The 22,446-nt window shown below is 31.5% G+C and carries 21 protein-coding genes; all 21 read left to right on the top strand.

Going from position 1 to position 22,446, the window contains the following annotated elements:
• Positions 1-395: 395 nt before the first annotated feature.
• The 21 genes from DMR38_RS06620 to recA all read left to right on the top strand — a co-directional run bounded on the left by DMR38_RS06620 (position 396) and on the right by recA (position 22,279).
• Positions 396-1,553, top strand: coding sequence for a 1-deoxy-D-xylulose-5-phosphate reductoisomerase (locus tag DMR38_RS06620; RefSeq protein WP_127720544.1), 1,158 nt, complete (start codon positions 396-398; stop codon positions 1,551-1,553).
• A gap of 18 nt (positions 1,554-1,571) precedes the next feature.
• A complete protein-coding gene (gene rseP / locus DMR38_RS06625) occupies positions 1,572-2,582 on the top strand; it encodes an RIP metalloprotease RseP (protein ID WP_127720545.1) in 1,011 nt (336 codons plus the stop codon).
• Positions 2,583-2,772: 190 nt separating this feature from the next.
• The gene (gene ispG / locus DMR38_RS06630) at positions 2,773-3,822 is read left to right on the top strand and encodes a flavodoxin-dependent (E)-4-hydroxy-3-methylbut-2-enyl-diphosphate synthase (RefSeq protein ID WP_127720546.1); all 1,050 of its coding nucleotides are present in this window, start codon (positions 2,773-2,775) and stop codon (positions 3,820-3,822) included.
• 264 nt (positions 3,823-4,086) lie between these two features.
• A complete protein-coding gene (gene rimP, locus DMR38_RS06635) occupies positions 4,087-4,551 on the top strand; it encodes a ribosome maturation factor RimP (RefSeq protein WP_127720547.1) in 465 nt (154 codons plus the stop codon).
• 17 nt (positions 4,552-4,568) lie between these two features.
• Positions 4,569-5,633: a transcription termination factor NusA gene (gene nusA / locus DMR38_RS06640; RefSeq protein WP_127720548.1), complete on the top strand. Its 1,065-nt coding sequence runs from the start codon at positions 4,569-4,571 to the stop codon at positions 5,631-5,633.
• 17 nt (positions 5,634-5,650) lie between these two features.
• Complete coding sequence (locus tag DMR38_RS06645) at positions 5,651-5,920, top strand: YlxR family protein (protein WP_127720549.1); 270 nt, start codon at positions 5,651-5,653, stop codon at positions 5,918-5,920.
• A complete protein-coding gene (locus DMR38_RS06650) occupies positions 5,910-6,227 on the top strand; it encodes a ribosomal L7Ae/L30e/S12e/Gadd45 family protein (RefSeq protein WP_127720550.1) in 318 nt (105 codons plus the stop codon). Before DMR38_RS06645 ends, DMR38_RS06650 begins: the two co-directional genes overlap by 11 nt.
• Positions 6,228-6,244: 17 nt before the next feature.
• On the top strand, positions 6,245-8,347 hold the full coding sequence (gene infB / locus DMR38_RS06655) for a translation initiation factor IF-2 (RefSeq protein WP_127720551.1): 2,103 nt from the start codon (positions 6,245-6,247) through the stop codon (positions 8,345-8,347).
• An 18-nt stretch (positions 8,348-8,365) separates the two neighbouring features.
• Positions 8,366-8,731 (top strand): 30S ribosome-binding factor RbfA, encoded by a 366-nt coding sequence (gene rbfA / locus DMR38_RS06660; protein ID WP_127720552.1) that lies wholly within the window; start codon positions 8,366-8,368, stop codon positions 8,729-8,731.
• Positions 8,718-9,680: a bifunctional oligoribonuclease/PAP phosphatase NrnA gene (locus DMR38_RS06665; protein WP_175412935.1), complete on the top strand. Its 963-nt coding sequence runs from the start codon at positions 8,718-8,720 to the stop codon at positions 9,678-9,680. The genes rbfA and DMR38_RS06665 overlap by 14 nt, the downstream gene beginning before the upstream one ends.
• Positions 9,680-10,558, top strand: a complete 879-nt coding sequence (truB, locus tag DMR38_RS06670; protein ID WP_175413119.1) for a tRNA pseudouridine(55) synthase TruB — start codon at positions 9,680-9,682, stop codon at positions 10,556-10,558. The genes DMR38_RS06665 and truB overlap by 1 nt, the downstream gene beginning before the upstream one ends.
• 2 nt (positions 10,559-10,560) lie before the next feature.
• A complete protein-coding gene (locus DMR38_RS06675) occupies positions 10,561-11,499 on the top strand; it encodes a bifunctional riboflavin kinase/FAD synthetase (RefSeq protein ID WP_127720554.1) in 939 nt (312 codons plus the stop codon).
• Between the two features lie 115 nt (positions 11,500-11,614).
• Positions 11,615-11,878 carry a 30S ribosomal protein S15 gene (gene rpsO, locus DMR38_RS06680; RefSeq protein WP_013237985.1) on the top strand — a complete coding sequence of 88 codons (264 nt, stop codon included), beginning with the start codon at positions 11,615-11,617 and terminating at the stop codon, positions 11,876-11,878.
• Between the two features lie 71 nt (positions 11,879-11,949).
• Positions 11,950-14,094: a polyribonucleotide nucleotidyltransferase gene (locus DMR38_RS06685; protein ID WP_127720555.1), complete on the top strand. Its 2,145-nt coding sequence runs from the start codon at positions 11,950-11,952 to the stop codon at positions 14,092-14,094.
• Positions 14,095-14,200: 106 nt separating this feature from the next.
• Positions 14,201-15,499 carry a pitrilysin family protein gene (locus tag DMR38_RS06690; protein ID WP_127720556.1) on the top strand — a complete coding sequence of 433 codons (1,299 nt, stop codon included), beginning with the start codon at positions 14,201-14,203 and terminating at the stop codon, positions 15,497-15,499.
• A gap of 87 nt (positions 15,500-15,586) precedes the next feature.
• A complete protein-coding gene (locus tag DMR38_RS06695) occupies positions 15,587-15,859 on the top strand; it encodes a YlmC/YmxH family sporulation protein (RefSeq protein WP_065077422.1) in 273 nt (90 codons plus the stop codon).
• Positions 15,860-15,965: 106 nt separating this feature from the next.
• Positions 15,966-16,631: an ATP-dependent Clp protease proteolytic subunit gene (locus DMR38_RS06700; RefSeq protein WP_127720557.1), complete on the top strand. Its 666-nt coding sequence runs from the start codon at positions 15,966-15,968 to the stop codon at positions 16,629-16,631.
• Between the two features lie 183 nt (positions 16,632-16,814).
• Positions 16,815-19,073 (top strand): DNA translocase FtsK, encoded by a 2,259-nt coding sequence (locus DMR38_RS06705; protein WP_127720558.1) that lies wholly within the window; start codon positions 16,815-16,817, stop codon positions 19,071-19,073.
• 59 nt (positions 19,074-19,132) lie between these two features.
• Positions 19,133-20,455, top strand: coding sequence for a 30S ribosomal protein S12 methylthiotransferase RimO (gene rimO / locus DMR38_RS06710; protein ID WP_127720559.1), 1,323 nt, complete (start codon positions 19,133-19,135; stop codon positions 20,453-20,455).
• 1 nt (position 20,456) lies between these two features.
• Positions 20,457-21,044, top strand: coding sequence for a CDP-diacylglycerol--glycerol-3-phosphate 3-phosphatidyltransferase (pgsA, locus tag DMR38_RS06715; protein WP_127720560.1), 588 nt, complete (start codon positions 20,457-20,459; stop codon positions 21,042-21,044).
• 143 nt (positions 21,045-21,187) lie between these two features.
• Positions 21,188-22,279: a recombinase RecA gene (recA, locus tag DMR38_RS06720; RefSeq protein WP_127720561.1), complete on the top strand. Its 1,092-nt coding sequence runs from the start codon at positions 21,188-21,190 to the stop codon at positions 22,277-22,279.
• Positions 22,280-22,446: the final 167 nt, after the last annotated feature.

Here is a 22,446-nt window from a genome sequence, read left to right on the forward strand (position 1 = left end):
CTTTTGAAAATAACAAAGTTCGAATAACAAAGAACAGATAAAGATGATTTCCATCGTACCTCAGGAAATCTATAATTTTAATATTTTCTGATGTTAGGAAGAAAATTATCCTTATTTGATATTTGAACTTTGAACTTTGTCCTTTAAAAAAATCGCCTCGTAATTTTTTTATATTAAGTCAAAATTTTATATGTGCGAAAGTTGAGTTAATAATAGAGAAATGTATTCTATAAAAGGGATATATTTCTCTATTATTTTATTTTATGTATTAGCTGTAAGTTTAATATAGACGATGTGCGTATTTATTTTATAGCATAAATATGGTATAGTTAATCATGTTAAAAATCTTATTTAATGTGTTATAAGGACTAGAGGGAAGTAAGGAGTTGTTATGAATGAAAAAAATTTCAATAATTGGAGCCACAGGTTCTATAGGAACCCAAACTCTTGATGTACTTAGAAAACAAAAAGGAGATTTTCAGCTTATAGGCGTATCTGCCAATAGTAGTATGGATAAACTTTTACATATAATAGATGAATTTAACCCTAAATATGCGGTGCTAACTGAAAAAGAATCTTATTTAAAGCTTAAAGATATTTTTAGTAATAAAAAGTCAAATACAAAAATATTATTTGGAGTAGATGGATTAAATACTATAGCTAGTCTTCCTGAAGTTGATATGGTGGTAACATCTGTAGTTGGAATGATAGGACTTGTACCAACTATAAAAGCAATTAAGGCGAAGAAAGACATAGCTTTAGCTAATAAGGAGACATTAGTTGTAGGTGGAGAGCTGGTTACAAAATTATCACAGGAAAATAATGTAAAAATATTTCCTGTAGATTCAGAACATAGTGCTGTTTTTCAATGTCTTCAGGGAAATAATTTTGACGAAGTTGCTAATTTGATTTTAACTGCTTCAGGTGGACCTTTTAGGGGAAAAACAAAAGATCAACTCTCACAAGTAACTGTAAAAGAAGCGCTGAATCATCCAAATTGGAGTATGGGAAAAAAACTTACCATAGATTCTGCTACTCTTATGAATAAGGGGCTTGAGGTTATAGAAGCTCACTTCTTATTTAATTTACCTTATGAAAACATAAAAGTTGTAGTTCATCCACAAAGTATAGTACATTCTATGGTTGAATATAGGGATGGAAGTGTTATGGCACAGCTTGCTACTGCAGATATGAGGCTGCCTATACAATATGCATTGAATTATCCAAAAAGAAAGGAAGCTGTAATAGATAAATTGGACTTCTATAGTGTAGGAAATTTAAGTTTTGAAAAGCCTGATACAGATACGTTCAAACCACTTAAATTAGCTTATGAAGCAGGAAAAACAGGAGGTACGATGCCAGCTATACTAAATTGTGCTAATGAGGAAGCAGTAAGTTTATTCCTTGCAAATAAAATAAATTTTTTGGATATAGGTAATATACTAGAAGAATGTATGAATAAATTTACTTCACAAAATAAATACACTTTGGAAGACTTACTTGATCTAGAAATAAAAGTTAGGAAATATGTAAAAGATAAATTTATCAAATAAGATTGGGAGGAATACCATTTGTATATAATAGCAGCGATAATAGCCTTTGGCGTATTGATTATAATTCATGAACTGGGACATTTTACTATGGCAAAATTAAATGGAGTAAAAGTTGAAGAATTTTCTATAGGAATGGGACCTAAACTCTTTGGAATAAAGGGCAAGGAAACGGAATATCATATAAGACTTCTTCCTATTGGTGGATATGTAAAAATGCTGGGTGATGAGGGAGAAAGTGATGACCCTAGGGCTTTTAATAATAAAAGCCCTCTTAGAAAACTAAGTGTAGTAATAGCTGGACCTATAATGAATTTTGTACTTGGAGTTATACTATTTGCAATAATAGCTTCTGCAAGGGGGTATTTATCCCCTGTAGTAAATAAAGTAACTCCAAATCAACCTGCAGCTTTAGCAGGTATTAAATTAGGGGATAAAATAACCAGGGTGAATAATTCAAAGATATCTACCTGGGAGGATTTTGTAACAGAAGTTTATACTACAAGTGGAAATCCCATTAATATAACTTATGAACGTGGTGGAAGTACAAATCAAGTTAGAGTAACTCCTGTAAAAGATAAAAAGGAGAATAGATATATTGTAGGAATTGAAGCAACTCAAGTGACTAAACCTACTTTAAGTCAGTCAGTATCCTATGGATTTATAGAAACTAAATCCTTAATCAAACAGACATTTAGCTTTTTTAAAACACTATTTAGAGGAAAAGCATCTATGAATGATGTAGGTGGACCTGTTACTATAATAAAGATATCAGGTGCAGCAGCAAAAGCAGGCATATTGAGTCTGATGGCATTTTCAGCTTATATAAGTATACAGCTTGCTATATTTAACATAATACCTTTTCCAGCTTTGGACGGAGGATATATATTTTTATTTTTGTTTGAAATAATAACAGGCAAAAAGGTAGATGAAAACAGAGTTGGAATGATAAATTATGTTGGATTTGCAATACTTATGGCACTTATGGTACTAGTTACAGTAAAGGACATATTCTATCCTATAAAATTTTAAGTAACATTAAATAATTAATTCACAATGTACTATGCTCAATTCACAATTAAGGATGATTTTCTGTGGTAACAGAAAATCTAAAAATTTAATGTTCATACTACTTAGTTTTTAGATTTTTCATAGTATTAATGAAAAAACTACCGAAATTGTGAATTGTGAATTGTGAATTGAATAAATTGGTGGTGAAATTTTGAATAGAGCAAAAAAGAAAACAGTAAAAGTGGGCAATATATTTTTGGGTGGAGATTTTCCAGTAGCCGTACAGTCTATGACAAATACAGATACTAGGAATGTAGAAGCTACTACAGCTCAGATATTTGAGCTAAAAGAAGCAGGCTGTGATATTGTCAGATGTGCAGTGCCTGACGATATAGCTTGCAATTCTATGAAAAAAATCATAGAAAGAGTAGATATTCCACTTGTAGCAGATATACATTTTGATTATAAGTTGGCACTTAAATCTATAGAAAACGGAATATCCGCACTTAGAATAAATCCTGGAAATATTGGAAACATAGAAAGAGTACGAGAAGTGGCAAGAGCAGCAAAAGAAGCTAATATTCCAATTAGAATAGGAGTAAACTCTGGATCTTTAAAAAAGGATATTTTAAATAAATATGGTAGAGTTTGTTCCGATGCACTAGTAGATAGTGCTCTAGAACATGTAAAAATATTAGAAGATGTAGGATTTTATGATATAGTCATATCCATAAAATCTTCAAATGTAAATCAAATGGTAGAAAGTTACAGAAAAATATCTGAAATTGTAGATTATCCACTTCACCTTGGAGTAACAGAAGCGGGAACCATTTGGCGAGGAACTATAAAATCGAGCATAGGTATAGGTACTCTTTTGATGGAAGGTATAGGAGACACTATAAGAGTATCCCTTACAGGAAATCCAGTGGAAGAAGTAAGAGTGGGAAAAGAAATATTAAAATCCTGTGGACTTATAAAAGAAGGTGTGGAATTTATATCATGTCCTACCTGTGGCAGAACTGAAATTGATTTAATTAAAATAGCTGAGCAAGTGGAAAAAAGGCTTTTAAATATGCATAAAAACATAAAGGTTGCAGTTATGGGATGTGTAGTAAATGGACCGGGTGAGGCTCGGGAAGCGGATATTGGTATAGCAGGTGGCAAAGGTGAAGGCATCATATTTAAAAAAGGGAAAATAGTAAAAAAGGTAAGTGAGGAAAGTTTAGTAGAATCACTTATAGAAGAGATAAAAAACATTTAATTTTTGTATGATTAATTCAAATTACTTATATTTTGGGTAACCTTGTGAATAATTTTTCTTGAAATAAAAATTATGGTGTGTTAAAATATAAATGGTAAATCTACAGAAGTTTATTTAGAATGTAGGAGTGGGTTTTAACCCGCTCTTTCTATTTGTGAAAAACGCAGCGAAAGTTGCGTTTTTAAATTTAATTAGCTATTTAACATTTTTTTTAGCAAGATTGTATAACATAAACGTATAACCTGTAAATAGAGGAGGATTTAAATGACAAAAAATACTTTTATGGAAAGAATGTCAGCATTAATACAGCCTATAGTTAATAATTTAAATTATGAATTATATTATTTAGAGTTTAAAAAAGAAGGCAACAATAATTATTTAAGAATATACATAGATAAAAAAGAAGGAAACATATCGTTAGAAGATTGTGAAAGTGTAAGTAGAGCAGTTAGTGATATGTTGGATAAAGAAGATCCTATAAAAGATTCTTATTACCTAGAAGTTTCATCACCAGGTGTAGAGAGAAAGCTATATACGGAAGAACACTTAAAAAGATATATTGGATATAATGTAGAGGTTAATATATCAGGACTTTTAAAGGGAAAGAAAAAATATGAGGGGGAGCTTCTAGATTTTAATTCAGATGAGTTGAAAATAGAATGTGAAGAAGAAGATATCGCTATTCCAAGGGACAAAATTTTAAACGTAAATTTAAAAGGTGATTTTTAGGGGAGGTATATTTTAAAATGAATCAGGAGTTTATAGAGGCCTTAAGAGAAATAGTTAAGGAAAAGGGAATAAGTGAGGATTTACTATTTACTACCATAGAGGATGCATTAGTGGCTGCGTATAAGAAGAATTATATGGGTTATGGAGCAGGTAGCCAAAATGTTAAGGTTACTATGAATAGAGAAAATGGAGAAATTCATGTGTATTCACAAAAAAATGTAGTAGAGGAAGTTTGTGATAAATTTAGTGAGATAAGTGTAGAAGATGCTAAAGACATGGATTCAAGCTATGAGGTAGGTGATATAGCAAACATAGAAGTTACACCTAGAAAATTTGGAAGGGTAGCTGCACAGGCTGCAAAACAAGTAGTTATACAGAGGATAAAGGAAGAAGAAAGAAGAATTATATACAGTGATTTTGCGGAAAAGGAAGACGATATAATAACAGGTACAGTCATAAGAAAGGATAAAAACAATGTACTTATAGACTTAGGAAAGACAGAAGCAGTACTTGGACCAAATGAGCAGATACCTGGAGAAAAGTATAACTTCAATGATAAACTGAAATTATATATTATTGAAGTAAAGAACACTACAAAGGGAGCTCAAATTGTGATATCAAGAACTCATCCTGGACTTATAAAGAGATTGTTTGAACTGGAAGTACCTGAAATATTTGATGGAACGGTTGATATAAAGTCCATAGCAAGGGAAGCCGGCTCTAGAACAAAAATTGCAGTACATTCTAACGATGAAAATGTAGATCCTATGGGAGCTTGTGTAGGACCTAAAGGAGTAAGAGTTCAAAATATAGTAAACGAGCTAAAAAATGAAAAGATAGATATAATAAAGTGGAGCAAACTTCCAGAAGAGTATATAGCTAATTCCCTAAGCCCTGCTAAGGTATTGGATGTAGATTTAAATGAAGACATTAAATTTGCACAAATTGTAGTAGATGATAATCAGTTATCTCTGGCTATAGGTAAAGAAGGTCAAAATGTAAGACTGGCAGCAAAGCTTACAGGATGGAAAATAGACATAAAAAGCAAATCACAGGCTGAGACGCAAGATGAAGAAAATTAATTAAGGTGGTGTTTAGAATGAAACAAAAAAAAGTACCACAGAGAATGTGTACAGGATGCATGGAAATGAAGCCAAAAAAAGAACTCATACGAATAGTGAAAAGCAAAGAGGGAGAAGTTTCTGTAGACCCTACAGGAAAGAAAAATGGTAGGGGAGCCTATGTATGCAAAAGTGTGGAATGTTTGGAGAAAGCTTTTAAGAACAAAAGGCTCCAGAAGAATCTTGAAATTCAGATAGACGAAACCTTATACCAAAGTTTAAAGGAACAGATAGAAAATGGTAGATAAATTTCTTCAGTTTATGGGATTAATAAAGCGTGCAGGAAAACTTTTAGAGGGATATAATAAATGTGAAGAAGCAATTAGGAGGAATAGAGTCTATTTTGTGATAATGTCTCAAGATGTTTCTAAAAACACATGGGAAAAATTTTTAAACTACAATGATAAATATAAAGTACCAGTTGTAAAGACAATATATACTGGAGAAGAAATTGGAAGTGCAATTGGATCAAGTGAAATAAAAGTTGTAGGGGTTACAGATAAAAACATGAGTAAGGCACTAATGAATTTATTGAAGAAAAATGAGAAACTTTAGTTTCGGGGGTGTATAATTTGTCAAAAATAAGAATATATGAATTAGCCAAAGAGTTAAATATATCCAGTAAAACATTAATATCCATACTTCTAGATGAGTTTGGAGTAAAAGTAAAAAACCATATGAGTGTAATAGAAGAGGAAGATGCAGAACTAATTAAAGAGTTTATGGAAGAAAATGAAAGCAGTGAAGACGAAGAAGAGGGCGTAGAGGATAAATACAAAAATTTAGTGCAGGAGAATTCTCCAAAAGTTAAAAAGAAAACTATAGGTGTTAAAAATAATACTAAAAGTAAAAACACTCAAGGAAAGAAAGAATCAAAAGATGGCGAGTTACAAGAAACTGATAGAGCTGAAATAGAAATGGAAGACACTATAACTGTAAAAGAGTTTTCTGAAAAAATAGGTAAACCATCTACAGAAGTTATTAAACAACTTATATTTATGGGAGTAATGGCTGCTATAAATCAAGAAATAGATTTTAGTACGGCTGAAAAATTAGGAGAAAAATTTGATGTAACTGTACTTCGAAAAGAAGAAGACATTAATAAGGAAGCAGTGGAACAAGAAGCAGAACAAGAAGATGCTGAAGATGATGATCCTAATTCAGAAAAAAGACCGCCAGTTATAACTGTTATGGGACACGTTGACCATGGTAAGACTTCTCTTTTAGATGCTATAAGGAAATCAAAAGTAACTGAGACGGAAGCTGGAGGTATAACCCAGCACATAGGTGCTTATACTGTTAATATAAATGGAGAAAAGATAACTTTCTTAGATACTCCAGGACACGAAGCTTTTACTGCCATGAGAGCAAGAGGAGCTCAAATTACAGATATAGTTATTTTAGTTGTAGCTGCAGATGATGGAATAATGCCGCAAACTGCAGAAGCAATAAATCACTGTAAAGCTGCAAATGTACCTATAGTAGTAGCTATAAATAAAATAGATAGACCAGGAGCCAATGTAGATAAAGTTAAACAGGAATTATCTGATTATGGGCTAGTACCAGAGGACTGGGGTGGAGATACTATATGTGTACCAGTGTCTGCTCATACTAAAGAAGGTATTGATAGTTTACTTGAAATGGTACTTTTAACTGCTGAAATGCAGGAAATTAAGGCAAATCCTCATAGAAATGCAAAGGGAACAGTAATAGAAGCAAAACTGGATAAGGGAAGAGGAGCAGTTGCTACACTTCTTGTTCAAAATGGAACTCTTCATGTTGGAGATTCTATAATAGTTGGAAGTACTTATGGTAGAATTAGAGCTATGTTTGATGATAAGGGAAAGAAAATTAAAATTGCAGGACCTTCCATACCAGTAGAGATACTCGGATTATCAGAAGTGCCTGCAGCAGGAGACAGGTTTCATCAAGTTAAAGATGAAAAGACGGCAAGGGATATAGCAGCAAAGAGAAAACAAAAGGTAAGAGAGGAATATCTGCAGTCTGCTCATAAAGTTTCTCTAGAAGATCTTTATAATCAAATAAAAGAGGGAAAGGTAAAGGAACTTAACATAATAGTTAAGGCAGATGTACAGGGGTCTATAGAAGCATTAAAACAATCCCTTCAAAAGTTATCAAATGAAGAGGTTAAGGTAAGGGTACTTCATGGAGCAGTTGGTGCTATAACAGAAACAGATGTCACATTAGCATCTGCATCAAACGCCATAATAATAGGATTTAATGTTAGACCTGATAGCAATGCCCAGGCAGCGGCAGAAAAAGAATCAGTTGATATAAAAACTTATAGAGTTATATATAATGCAATAGAAGATATAAAGGCTGCTATGGTTGGTATGCTTGAACCTGATTATAAAGAAGTTGTGCTTGGAAAAGCTCAAATCAGGCAGACTTATAAAATATCCAATGTAGGAACTATTGCAGGATGTTATGTACAGGAAGGAAAAATAGTTAGAAACTCCCAGGTAAGGATAATAAGAGATGGTATAGTTATATTTGAATCTGAGCTTGCCTCCTTAAAGAGATTTAAAGATGATGTAAAGGAAGTAGCAGAAGGATATGAATGCGGACTTTCTATTGATAAGTTCAATGATATAAAAGATGGAGATATAGTTGAAGCTTATACCATGGAAGAAGTTAAGAAAAAAGAGTTATAAATAGTGAGGTGGTAGTTTGTGACTAACTACAGAAGTGGAAGAATAAATGAAGAAATGAAAAAGGAAATAAGCAATATAATTAGAAATGATATAAAGGATCCTAGAGTTACTGCTATGGTAAGTGTTACTAAGGTTGATGTTACAAAGGATCAAAAATATGCAAAAGTATATGTGAGCGTTTATGGTAAAGGCAAATCAAAGGAAGATACTTTTGAGGCACTTAAAAATTCAGCAGGTTTTATAAGGAGAGAAGTTGGGCATAGAGTAAAACTTAGAAATACTCCAGAAATAATTATAGAACTTGACAATACTATAGAATACGGCATGCATATAGATAAAATTCTCCAAGAGATAAAGGAGAATGAGAAAAATGATAATGAATGATATTATAAGTGAGATAAGAAGAAGTAATAAAATTGCAATTACTTTTCATTCTTCTCCAGATGGTGACTCTATAGGAAGTGCTTTAGCACTATTTCAAGGCATGAAAAAATTGGGAAAGGAAGTTGAAATACTCTCAAAGGAAAAAATCCCGGAGAGTTTCAGCTTTTTACCCTGTAGTGAAAATATAAATGGCAAAAAGTTTGAGGTGGACCCTGAAGTAGAATGTGTTATAGTACTTGATTGTGGAGATGTAAAAAGAATAAATGCAGATTTGAAATTTGAGCATGGAAGCTATACTGTAATAAACATAGACCATCATCTAACAAATGAATTATATGGAAATTTAAACTATGTAGATACTAATTCAGCGGCTGTATCTGAAATAGTATACCAGTTATTAAAACTTATGGATGTCGAGCTGGATAAAAATATAGCACAGTGTCTTTATACTTCAATAATAACAGACAGTGGATCCTTTAGATATCCTTCAACTACTTGTGTAACTCACACTATAGCAGGAGACTTGATAAATACAGGTATAGATTTTAGTGAAATTCACAGGATAATTTTTGAGAACAAGAAGTTTAATAGAATAAAACTTTATGGAAAAGCAATTGATAGTATGGAGCTTATAAAAGATAGTATTTGTGTAATAAGTATTACAAAAGATATGCTATCTGGGGTTGGTATAGAAGGAGACATAGATACTTCAGATATTGTAAATATAGGCATGAAGGTTAATACTGTAGAAGTTGGAATTTTGTTAAAGGAAGTAGAAGATAAGATAAAAGTCAGTTTGAGGTCTAAATCAAAGGTAGACGTAAGAAAGATAGCAGAAAAATTCAATGGTGGGGGACACGTAAGAGCAAGTGGTCTTGCAGTTAATGATAAATCTATAAATGAAGTGAAGGACATGATAGTAAAAGAAGTTGAGGAAGAACTGATATGATTGATGGAATTTTAAATATAAATAAACCTGTTGGAATGACTTCTTTTGATGTAGTTAGGAAAATTAGATCAATATCAGGTAATAAAAAAGTTGGCCATACAGGTACTCTTGACCCTATTGCATCAGGAGTACTTCCTATTTGTATAGGTGGTGCTACAAAATTTGCAGATTATATAATGAAAAGCCAAAAAGTTTATCTAGCTGAGTTGAAGCTTGGAGTTAATACGGATACCTATGATAGGGAAGGAACTATAATAGATACTTCAGAGGTTAAGCTTGATGAAAAAAGTGTAAGAGATACAATTTTAAGTTTTCAGGGGGAACTGGAACAACTTCCACCTATGTATTCAGCAATCAAGATTAATGGAAAAAAGCTTTATGATTTAGCAAGACAAGGAATAGAAATAGAGCGAAATAAAAGAAAAATCAGCATATATTCTATAGAAATTATTAATATGGAATTACCTTATGTAGTGTTTCAAGTTAAGTGTTCCAAAGGAACTTATATAAGAAGTTTGTGCCATGATATTGGTGAAAAATTGAATTGCGGTGGCATAATGTGGAACCTAAAAAGAATGGCTACGGGAAATTTTAATATTTCAAATTCTATTTTACTAGAAGACCTGCAGAAAGACAGCATATCAAAATACATTATTCCAGTAGATAAAGCGTTAGAAGAATATCCTAAGGTTATAGTTGAAGATGAATATTTAAAACACGTTTTAAATGGTATCACTATAAAAGATGAAGAATTTTTAGATAAAATTCAAGAAGGAAAAATCTATAGGGTATATATACATGAAAGTAAATTTATAGGTATTGGAAGTAGGAAAACTTTTGGATTTAGAATGGTAAAATTATTCGTTAGAGGTAATTAATTATGATAATAATGGAAGATAATTTTAAAAAGCATTTTACGAAAAGTACATATATTGCTTTAGGAAGTTTTGACGGACTTCATTTAGGACATATAAACCTTATAAATAAAACTGTTAAACTCGCAAGAAATAACAAGGCAAATAGCATGGTGTTTACTTTTAAAAATCATCCACTTTTTACAATAAACCCTGAGGTATCTCCTAAAATTTTAATGAATAATGAATCCAAAATAAGTGTATTGAAAGATGCTGGTTTAGACATAATAAATATGGCGAACTTTAATGAAGAATTTATGAAAATATGTCCTGAGGATTTTGTTATTCATCTTTTAAACAATTATAGAGCTAAAGGACTCATAGTTGGTTTTAACTATAGATTTGGATATAAGAACTTGGGAGATGTAAGTTTACTCAAAAAAATGAGCAAGGTACATAAGTTTTCTTTAAATGTTATAGATTCAGTAAAATATAAAGGTCAGGTAGTTAGCAGTTCAATAATAAGAACTATTATATCCGATGAAGGAGATATAAAAAAAGCGAATAAACTTTTGACAAGACCTTTTATGCTGCAGGGCGAGGTAATACACGGTAAACAACTAGGAAGAAAATTAGGATTTCCAACCGTAAACCTTGACTATGACAAGAGATTTGTTATACCTAAAGGTGGTGTATATTATACTATAGTTGAATGTAATAATGATTTGTTTAAAGGTATAACAAATGTAGGTTATAATCCGACTACCTGTGACAACAAATTGAGCATTGAAACGCATATACTTAATTTTAATGAAAACATGTATGATAAGAATATAAAGATATATTTCATTGAGAGAATTAGGGATGAATCAAAATTTGGCAGTTTAACAGAACTGGCAGATCAATTAAAAAAAGATAAGATGTATGCAAGTAAGAAAAGAATAGAAATTAATTTAAAAAATTAATTTACAATAACAACTTTATTTGCTATAATTACAGTCGTGATCCGTATGCTAAGAATTCCGAATTGCCGACGACATTCTTGGAATATAGGGGATTAACAATTGGAGGTGTAACAAAATGGAAAAGGCATTAAAAGAAGAAATAATGAAGAAATATGCAAGACATGAAGGAGACACAGGCTCACCAGAAGTTCAGATAGCATTACTTACTGAGAGAATTAATCATTTAAATGATCATTTAAAGATTCATAAGAAAGATCATCATTCAAGAAGAGGTCTTTTAATGATGGTTGGTAAAAGAAGAGGTCTTCTTAACTATTTAATTAAGCAAGATATTGAAAGATACCGTGCTATTATTAAAGCATTGAATTTAAGAAAATAATCTTTAGAGCGGCTGTAACCGCTCTATTATTTTAACAAAATTGTAACCTATTGAGAGGAGGTATGTTTTTTATGAGTGAAATTATTCAAACTACTATTGCTGGAAGAACTTTGAAAGTTGATTATGGTAAAATAGGAAGACTTTCTAATTGTGCTTTTTTTATAAGTTATGGTGATACGGTAGTTTTAATCAATGCTAATGCTTCAGATAAACCTAGAGAAGGAGTGGACTTTTTTCCTTTAAGTATAGAATATGAGGAAAGGTTGTATTCTGTTGGAAAAATACCTGGAGGTTTTATAAAGAGGGAAGGAAAGCCTTCTGAAAAGGCTATATTACACGCAAGGGCAATAGATAGACCGCTTAGGCCATTGTTCCCAAAAGGATATAGAAATGATGTTCAGGTCGTTTGTACGGTGGTATCTGTAGATCAAGATAATGCACCAGATATATTAGCTATAAATGGCGCATCACTGGCTCTTTGTATGTCAAGCATTCCTTTTACCACTCCAGTAGGAGCAGTATCTGTAGGACTTGTAGATGGTAAATTTGTAATAAATCCTGGTCTAGAGGAAAGAAGTAAAAGTAGTTTAAATCTTACAGTATGTGCTACGGATGAGAGAGTTATGATGGTAGAGGCTGGTGGAGATGAAATACCAGAAGATACCATGTATGATGCTATAATGTTTGGATTTGAAGAATGTAAGAAGATAGTTGCATTTCAAAAAGAGATTATGAATAAATATGGAAAACAAAAGGAAGAACCAGAACTCTATAAAGTAGAGGAATCCATAGAAGAAGAAGTTAGAAAATTTGCATTTCAAAAAATAAAAGATGCCATGTACATAATGGATAGAGACGAGAGAAATGCAGCTTTAGAAGATGTGGATAAAGAATTAAATGAGCAATTTTCAGAGAAGTATCCAGATAATGGATCAGATATAGCAGAGGTAGTATATAAGATTAAGAAAGAAATAGTAAGAAATATGATGTTAAACGAACACAGGAGAGTTGATGGAAGGGCTTTTGATGAAATAAGGCCAATAAGTTGTGAAGTTGGTATTCTTCCAAGAACTCATGGAACTGGATTGTTTACAAGAGGCTTGACACAGGTAATGACTGTTGCCACCCTTGGTTCTTTAGGTGATGTACAAATACTTGATGGAGTAGGCACTGAAGAATCAAAGAGATATATACATCATTATAATTTCCCATCTTACAGTACAGGTGAGACTAGACCTTTAAGGGGACCTGGAAGAAGAGAAATAGGACACGGTGCGTTAGCTGAGAAAGCTTTAGAACCACTTATACCAAGTGAGGATCAATTTCCATATACCATAAGACTTGTATCAGAGGTATTGAGTTCCAATGGATCTACTTCCCAGGCAAGTATATGTGGAAGTACACTAGCACTTTTAGATGCAGGAGTTCCTATAAAGAGACCAGCAGCTGGAATAGCAATGGGACTTATAACTAGTGAAGATTTGTCTAAGGAAGAAATAGTTACTGACATACAAGGAATTGAGGACTTCTTTGGAGACATGGATTTTAAAGTTGGTGGAACAGAAAAAGGCATTACTGCCATTCAATTTGATACAAAGATTCATGGATTATCTGAAAACTGTATAAGAGAAACTCTTAACAGGGCAAGGACAGCTAGGTTATTTATATTAGATAAAATTCATGAGTGTATTCCAGAAGCTAGAGAAGAATTATCAGAGTATGCTCCAAAGACATATACGATGTCCATATCTCCAGATAAAATAAGAGATGTAATAGGAGCTGGTGGAAAAGTTATCAATAAGATAATAGCAGAAACTGGTGTAAAGATAGACATAAAGGAAGACGGAAAAATATTTGTAATGTCAGAGGACAGCAGTAGTGCTAAGAAAGCATTGAAGATTATAGAGAACCTTACTAGAGAGGTAAAAGCAGGAGAAATATACTTAGGTAAAGTAACTAAAACAACTAATTTTGGTGCTTTTGTAGAAATACTTCCAGGGAAAGAAGGATTAGTACACATATCAAAATTAGATTTTACCAGAGTTAATAAGGTAGAAGATGTAGTTTCAGTAGGAGATAAGATATTAGTAAAGGTAACTGATATAGACAATCAGGGTAGAATAAATCTATCCAGAAAAGATGCAATAAAGGATTCTGAAGAAAATAACTCTAAGGAAAATAGTACTAAAGAAAATAACTTAAAGCAAAATAAGTAATAAATAGAAGGGCTTATATGCCTTTTTATTTTTTAAAGATGAAAGGGGTGAAAACTCTTGCAGTATAGTGTGTGGGTTTAATATCACTATAGGGCAGTAAAAGCCAATGTATAATCTGTTTCAATTGGATAATGGACTTAAGGTAATTGTAGAGAATATAGATTATGTAAATTCTATAAGTGTAGGTCTATGGGTAAAAAATGGATCTAGAAATGAAAATGAAGAGAATAATGGTATATCTCACTTTATAGAACATATGTTTTTTAAAGGAACATCAAATAGAACATCTCTTGAAATAGCTGAATGCATAGAAGATGTAGGAGGACAGATAAATGCTTTTACAGGTAAAGAAGCTACATGCTTTTATGTAAAAGCACTGGATTCACATTTCGAACTGGCAATAGATGTTATATCTGATATGCTATTTAACAGCAAATTTTCCACTGAAGACATAGAAAAGGAAAAGGGAGTTATAATTGAAGAGATAAATATGAATGATGATTCTCCAGAAGATGTACTGTCGGATCTCCATAGCAAAGCTATGTGGGGAGATGATTCGATATCATTACCAATACTGGGAAATGCTGATACTGTAAAATCTTTTACAAGAGAAGAACTGATAGAATATATAAGGTCTCATTATATACCTGAAAATTCTGTAGTGTCTATAGCAGGCAAAATTGACATGAATACAGTTGAAAAATTGATGGAAAAGTATTTTGGAAAGTGGAATTCCAATGGAAAGAGCTTAATAAATTATTCTAGCCCCCAATTTTTAAAAAATCATCTTTTTAAAAGAAAAAGTATAGAACAGTTACACATAAGTCTTGGTGTACCTGGAGTTGAAAGTGGCAATGATGATATTTATGCACTTTTGCTTTTAAATAATGTGTATGGGGGAGGAACTTCTTCCATACTATTTCAAAAAATAAGAGAGGAAATGGGAATTTGTTATTCAATTTATTCTTATCCAGCTTCCTTTAATAACATAGGAGTAGTTAATATTTATACTGGATTAAATGTGAAGTATTCTTATGATGTGATATGCAGAATAAAGGATGAACTTCAAAAATTCGTAAAAGAAGGCATAGAGTCTAACAGATTGAAAAAAGCAAAGGAACAATTAAAAGGAAATTACGTACTAGGACTTGAGAGTATGAGTAGTAAAATGTTTAGTAATGGGAAATCAGTCTTGTTTTTAAATAAGGTGAGTACTCCCTCGGATATAATAGACAAAATAAATAAAATAGATCAAGATACTATTAAAAGAGTTATGAAAAATACTTTTTGTAAGGGAATAGTAAATTCTGCTTTTGTAGGAGAAAAAGTAGATATAGATCTTATGGAAAACTTATTAGAGAAAGATACAGATTTATTTCCAAAATCAGAACACAATTTATTGTAAAGCATTTAATTATTAAAAAATTAGTTGGTAATAAAGATAAAATATCCCTCATAATATTTAATATACCATTGAATAGGGGGATGTAGTATGGATGAAAATATAAAGTTTTATAGTGAAATGGAAAGATATGAAATTATAAATGTAAATGATGGAAATAAATACAATTGCTTGGGAAATAATGACATAATAGTGGATTCTTCTGGAAACTTAAAAATACTTATTTTAAGTGAAAGTAAATCAAAATTTTCAATTTTTGGTAAAAGTGAATTTATAGAAGTACCCTGGGAATATGTAAAAAAAATAGGGGCTAAGACTATTATAATAGATGTAGAAGAGAAATCTTTAAAAAGAGTTCATTAAAATAAATATGATTTTAATATAAAAGATCAACTTATGAGCTTCACTCACAAAGGTATATGAATTTCCTAAAATGCATAAGCTAAACTTGTTCAAGGAGGAGATTAAAATGCCAGAAGATGAAACTAAGAATAGAAAATTGGAAAATATTAAAGAACTAGGGTCCGTAAATGTAGCTGAAGGAAGAGACAACATACAAATACTTCCAATAATAGGCCAAATAGAAGGTCATGTAAATCTTTCATCTGAAACTAAAACTACTAAATATGAACATGTGATACCAAATTTAATAGAAATTGAAAATGATAAAAGGGTAGAAGGGTTGCTTGTAGTTTTAAATACCGTAGGAGGAGATGTAGAAGCAGGTCTTGCTATAGCAGAGATGATAAGAAGCTTAAGCAAACCGACGGTATCTCTTGTGGTAGGAGGGGGGCATTCTATAGGTGTGCCACTTGCTACAGCCTCTGATTATTCCTTTATATCTCCTAGTGCAACTATGATTATACATCCAATAAGAATGAATGGTATGGTTATTGGAGTACCTCAGACTTTTGAATATTTCAATAAAATGCAGGAGAGAATAAATGAATTTATAGTTCGAACATCTAAAATAACTGGAGAAAAGTTAACTGAGTTGATGCTTCAGACAGATGAACTTCTAAATGATATGGGTACTATATTGATTGGAAAACAGGCAGTGGAGCAGGGATTAATTGATGAAGTAGGTGGAATAAGTCAGGCTATTAACAAACTAAATGAAATGATGGCAAAATAAATTTACTTTTATTAAATTAGCCATAGGATTTATCCTATGGTAATTTATATTTTAATATAAATATTTAAAGTCTTATCTATTAAAAACATTAAAGGAAAAAGAAAAGCTATGTAGAATATTTAATTTAGAAATGTCTATTTTTAAATTAAAGTGTGTCTGTAATTTACTGGAGGCGATATAGATATGGCTAAAAGCAGAAAAAAAGAAACTCATGTACTTGACAAAGAAATAAAAGGCATAGTGCTATTTACAGTAGGCGTGCTTATGATAATAAGTGTATTTTCACCGTCTTCCTCTGGTATCATCGGTAGGTTTATAAAAAAAATCTTAATAGCAGTATTCGGAATAGGATCTTATATATTACCATTTTTAATAATATTTATAGGATGCTGCTGTATAGTAAAGAAAAATAAAATAAATTTCAACAAAAAATTTTATGGAATTTTACTCTTTATTATAAATACATTGCTATTCATACAACTAATAGTTATGTCTGACTATTATGTAGAAGACAGTTTGATTTCAGGTATGGAACGATTATATGAATCAAATACTGTATTTCATGGAGGAATAATAAGTTTTCTAATAGATGTTCCACTTTTTAAATTGTTTGGAAAAACAGGCTGCTATGTTATATTTATATCAATTTATATAATATCTTTTATAATAATGAGTAAGGTTACTATATACGATGTATTACATAATATGAAAGCTTTTTTCCTTGAAAAAAATACAAACAATGACACTAAAATAGAAGACAAAATTTTAAATCAAGGTAAAATTGAAAATGAAGAAGTAAACAAAGATGATTTCATTAAAAATATAAACAATAGAATAAAGATATTAGATTTTATGAAATCATCAGATATAAAGGATAATTATAGATCAGAAAAGCCTAAGGAAAACAGTGAAAATTTAACGTATCCTGCTGAACTTGAAAATGACACTTACAAAAAAAATTGTGAATTAATAAATGAAGAGCTTGAAAAAAATATGACAGAAAGTGAAAAAAACTTAGTTTCAGTATATAATTTTCCTTCAGTGGATTTATTGAGACAAAATGTACAGTCAAAGTTAAATAAGCATGATAAAAAGGAATTAATAAGTAGTGCCAATAAACTAGAAGAAACTCTTGGAAATTTTGGCGTAGATGCAAAGGTGCTTCAAGTAAGCAAGGGACCATCTGTAACTAGATTTGAACTTCAGCCAAGTCCTGGAGTTAAGGTAAGTAAAATTGTAAATTTATCAGATGACATAGCCCTTGGGCTTGCAGCTTCAGGAGTGAGAATAGAAGCTCCCATACCAGGAAAATCTGCCATAGGTATAGAAGTGCCAAATAAGGATTTGACACCAGTTTATTTAAGGGAAGTTGTAGAATCAGAGGAATTTATAAATTCAAAGTGTAAACTAGCTTACTGTCTTGGAAAGGATATAGGAGGAAATTGTATAGTATCAGATCTCACTAAAATGCCACATATGCTTATTGCAGGTGCAACGGGGTCAGGTAAAAGTGTGTGCATAAATGCTCTTATAATAAGCTTGATCTATAAGTATTCTCCTGATGATGTTAAACTTTTGATGGTAGATCCTAAAGTGGTAGAATTAAATGTATATAATGGTATACCACATCTTCTTATACCCGTAGTTGTAGACCCTAAAAAGGCATCAGGTGCATTAAATTGGGCTGTACAAGAAATGACGAGGAGATATAAGCTCTTTGCAGAAAATAATGTAAGAAATATAGAGGGATATAATCAATTGTTTCAAGAAGGAAAAACAGATAGTAAGCTACCTTTTGTAGTTATAATAATTGATGAACTTTCTGATTTAATGATGGTATGTCCAAATGAAATTGAAGATTATATAGGACGTCTTGCTCAAATGGCAAGGGCAGCTGGAATGCATTTGGTTATAGCTACCCAGAGACCTTCTGTAGATGTAATTACTGGAGTAATTAAGGCAAATATACCTTCAAGAATATCTTTTGCAGTATCCAGTCAAATTGATTCTAGAACTATACTGGATAGTGCTGGAGCTGAGAAATTACTTGGAAAGGGAGATATGCTATTTTATCCTGTAGGTGAAGCAAAACCTATAAGAATACAGGGAGCCTTTATATCCGAAGGTGAAGTTGAAAAAGTAGTAAATTATATAAAAGATGAACAAGGTGGACCTAATTATGAGGATAAAATAATTGAGCAAATAGATACAAATGTAGTGAAAACTAGTAGTGATAGCGATGAACTTTTAGATGAGGCAATTAGAATTGTAGTAGATGCAGGACAAGCATCTACATCTTTACTTCAAAGAAGGCTTAGAATAGGATATAATAGAGCGGCTAGAATAATAGAAGAAATGGAAGACAGAGAAATAATATCAAAAAAGGATGGAACAAAGCCAAGACAAATTTTAATTGACAGAAATCATTATGAAAATACGTAAATTAATGCGATGGTAGTATTTTACCTAAGATTAAAAATAACTAAGTAGGAGGAAGTTTGGTGGATAAACTAAGAGTTGGACTAATAAGTTTAGGCTGTGATAAAAATAGATTGGATTCTGAAATAATGTTAAGTAATTTAAATCAAGAATACAGTTTAGTTAATGATCCTAAATTAGCAGATGTAATAATTATAAATACATGTGGATTTATAGAATCAGCTAAGCAGGAATCCATAGATACAATACTTGAAATGTCACAGTATAAAGAAAAATTTAATTGCAAATTAATTGTGGTAACAGGATGCCTGGCTCAGAGGTATGGTAAGGAACTTATGCAGTTATTGCCTGAAGTAGATATAATGCTTGGAGTGAATGATTATGATAAGTTAAATGAAACTATAAAGAAATGTATTGAAACTAACAACAGTAGGATTTATAATTGTGATTACAGTGATTCTAATATAAATGAAGGAAAAAGAATACTTACTACGTCAACACACACTGCTTATTTGAGAATTGCAGAAGGATGTGACAATCATTGTACCTATTGTATAATTCCTAAAATTAGGGGAAAGTATAGAAGTAGAACCATTGAAAACATAATAAATGAATGTAATGATTTAGCTAATCAAGGTGTTAAGGAAATAATACTTATTGCACAGGACACTACAAGATATGGAATAGACATATATGGTAAAAAAATGCTTCCTGAACTAATTCAAAAAATATCTAAAATTAATGGAATAGAGTGGATAAGGCTTTTATATTGCTATCCTGAGGAATTAACGGATGAAATTATAAATGAAATTTCAGTAAATGAGAAGGTATGTAAGTATATAGATATACCTATTCAACATATAAGTGATTCTATACTGAAGCTTATGGGAAGAAGAGGAAGAAAATTAGACATAATAGAAAATATACATAAGCTTAGAGTTAGAGCAAAGGGTATTGCAATTAGGACTACAATAATAGTTGGCTTTCCTGGAGAGACAGAAGAAAATTTTGAAGAACTAAAGGACTTTGTAAGCACTATGAAATTTGATAACTTAGGTGTATTTAAGTATTCCAGAGAGGAAGGAACTGCAGCTGCAGAAATGAAAGATCAGGTTCCTGAGGATATTAAATCTGCAAGGGAAGGAGAACTTATGGTACTTCAAAAGAAGGTAATGAGTTCTATAAATAAAAGTAAAGTTGGGAGAACTTACAAAGTAATTGTAGAGGGAAAAAAGGGAGAACTGTGGTATGGAAGAAGTTATGAAATGGCTCCAGATATAGACGGAGTTATATATATAAAGTGTAAAAAAACTTTAAAAATAGGTACTATGGTTAATGTGAAAATTACTCATAGCCTTGAATATGATTTGGTAGGAGTTGTATGAAATGAATCTAGCAAACAAGCTTACGATGCTTAGAATGATATTGATTCCGTTTTTTTTAATATTTATAACGGTAAAGAATATGCCCTATGGTAAACTTATTGCAATAGCTATTTTTATATTAGCATCTATTACAGATAAATTAGATGGGTATATAGCTAGAAGTAGAAACCAAATAACAAATTTTGGGAAATTTATGGATCCCCTAGCGGATAAGCTTTTGGTTACTACTGCACTTATATGTCTTGTAGAGTATCATATAATACCATCTTGGGTTGCGGTAATAATAGTAGCTAGAGAATTTGCAGTTACAGGACTGAGAACAATTGCGGCAGCAGAAGGAATGGTAATAGCTGCAAGTCCTTGGGGAAAAGCTAAAACTGCAACACAAATAATTGCTATAATTCTTGCTCTTTTAAATTTAACTTATAATCATGTATCATTAAGTTTACTTAGAGGATTTTTAAGCCGTCCTCACAAAGTTTTAAATTTAGTTACAGATATTGCTATGGGTATAGCTATAATAATGACTTTAATTTCAGGTATAGATTACTTTCTAAAAAATAAAGAAGTTATAAGGACAGACAGATAATTAAATCATATTGATTAAAATGTTTTTAAGTGTTTATAATTAAAGCTAAATACAGAATTATGAAAAAAACTGTTGACTGTATAGTGTGAATAGTATATAATTTATATAGAACATGCGTTCGTATTAGAGAGGAAGTGAACTTCTTGGCAAATTTAAGTAATGAAAAATTGCAGGCTATAGAATCAGCTATGGGACAAATAGAAAAACAATTTGGGAAAGGTGCCATAATGAAACTAGGAGAACACAGTGTATTAAATGTGGATGCCATTTCAACAGGTTGCCTTGACTTAGATATAGCATTAGGTATAGGTGGTGTTCCAAGAGGAAGGGTAATAGAAATATTTGGCCCTGAATCTTCAGGTAAAACTACGGTGGCACTTCATATAATTGCAGAAGCTCAGAAAAATGGAGGTGCTGCAGCTTTTATAGATGCAGAGCATGCATTAGATCCTTCATATGCCCAAAATCTAGGAGTAGATATAAATAATCTTATTGTATCCCAACCAGATACTGGAGAGCAGGCTATGGAGATAACAGAAGCACTTGTGAGATCCAATGCTATAGATGTTTTGGTAGTGGATTCAGTAGCAGCACTTGTGCCAAAGGCTGAAATAGAAGGAGAAATGGGAGACTCACATGTGGGACTTCAAGCTAGGCTTATGTCTCAAGCTCTTAGAAAACTTACATCTTCTATAAATAAATCAAAGTGTGTAACAGTATTTATAAATCAATTAAGAGAAAAAGTAGGAGTTATGTTCGGTAATCCAGAGGTTACGCCTGGCGGAAGAGCTTTAAAGTTTTATTCTTCAGTTAGAATGGATGTAAGAAGAATAGATTCTATAAAGCAAGGAGATACCATAGTAGGTAATAGAACAAGAGTAAAGGTTATTAAAAATAAAGTAGCTCCACCTTTTAAACAGGCAGAGTTTGATATAATGTACAATCAGGGTATTTCAAGAGAAGGAAATGTGTTGGATGTAGGGGTTAGAGAAGAATTGGTACAGAAAAGTGGTGCATGGTTTTCCTATAAAGAAACGCGGCTTGGACAAGGCAGGGAAAATGCAAAACAATTTTTGAAAGAAAATAATGATATATTAGTTGAGATAGAAAGCAAGATAAGGGAAAAATATAAATTACCTTCTTTAAAAAAGAATTCTCTTGAAGGCAAAGATAAAAACAATGTTAATAGTAAAACTGATTCAAAAAAAGATAATTTAAAACATTCTGATAAATAGCTTATAAAAGGGAGTAATTTACTCCCTTTTATAAGTAAAAATAAGTTCCAAATTTTGTTTAAGAGAATAAAATGCATATAACTTGACAATAATTAAAATATAATATAAAATTAAGACAAATTCTGGTTTATCATGTATTTAGGAATTACCAATTGAATAAATATGGC

The organism is Clostridium sp. AWRP (assembly GCF_004006395.2).
Classification (GTDB): Bacteria; Bacillota; Clostridia; order Clostridiales; family Clostridiaceae; genus Clostridium_B.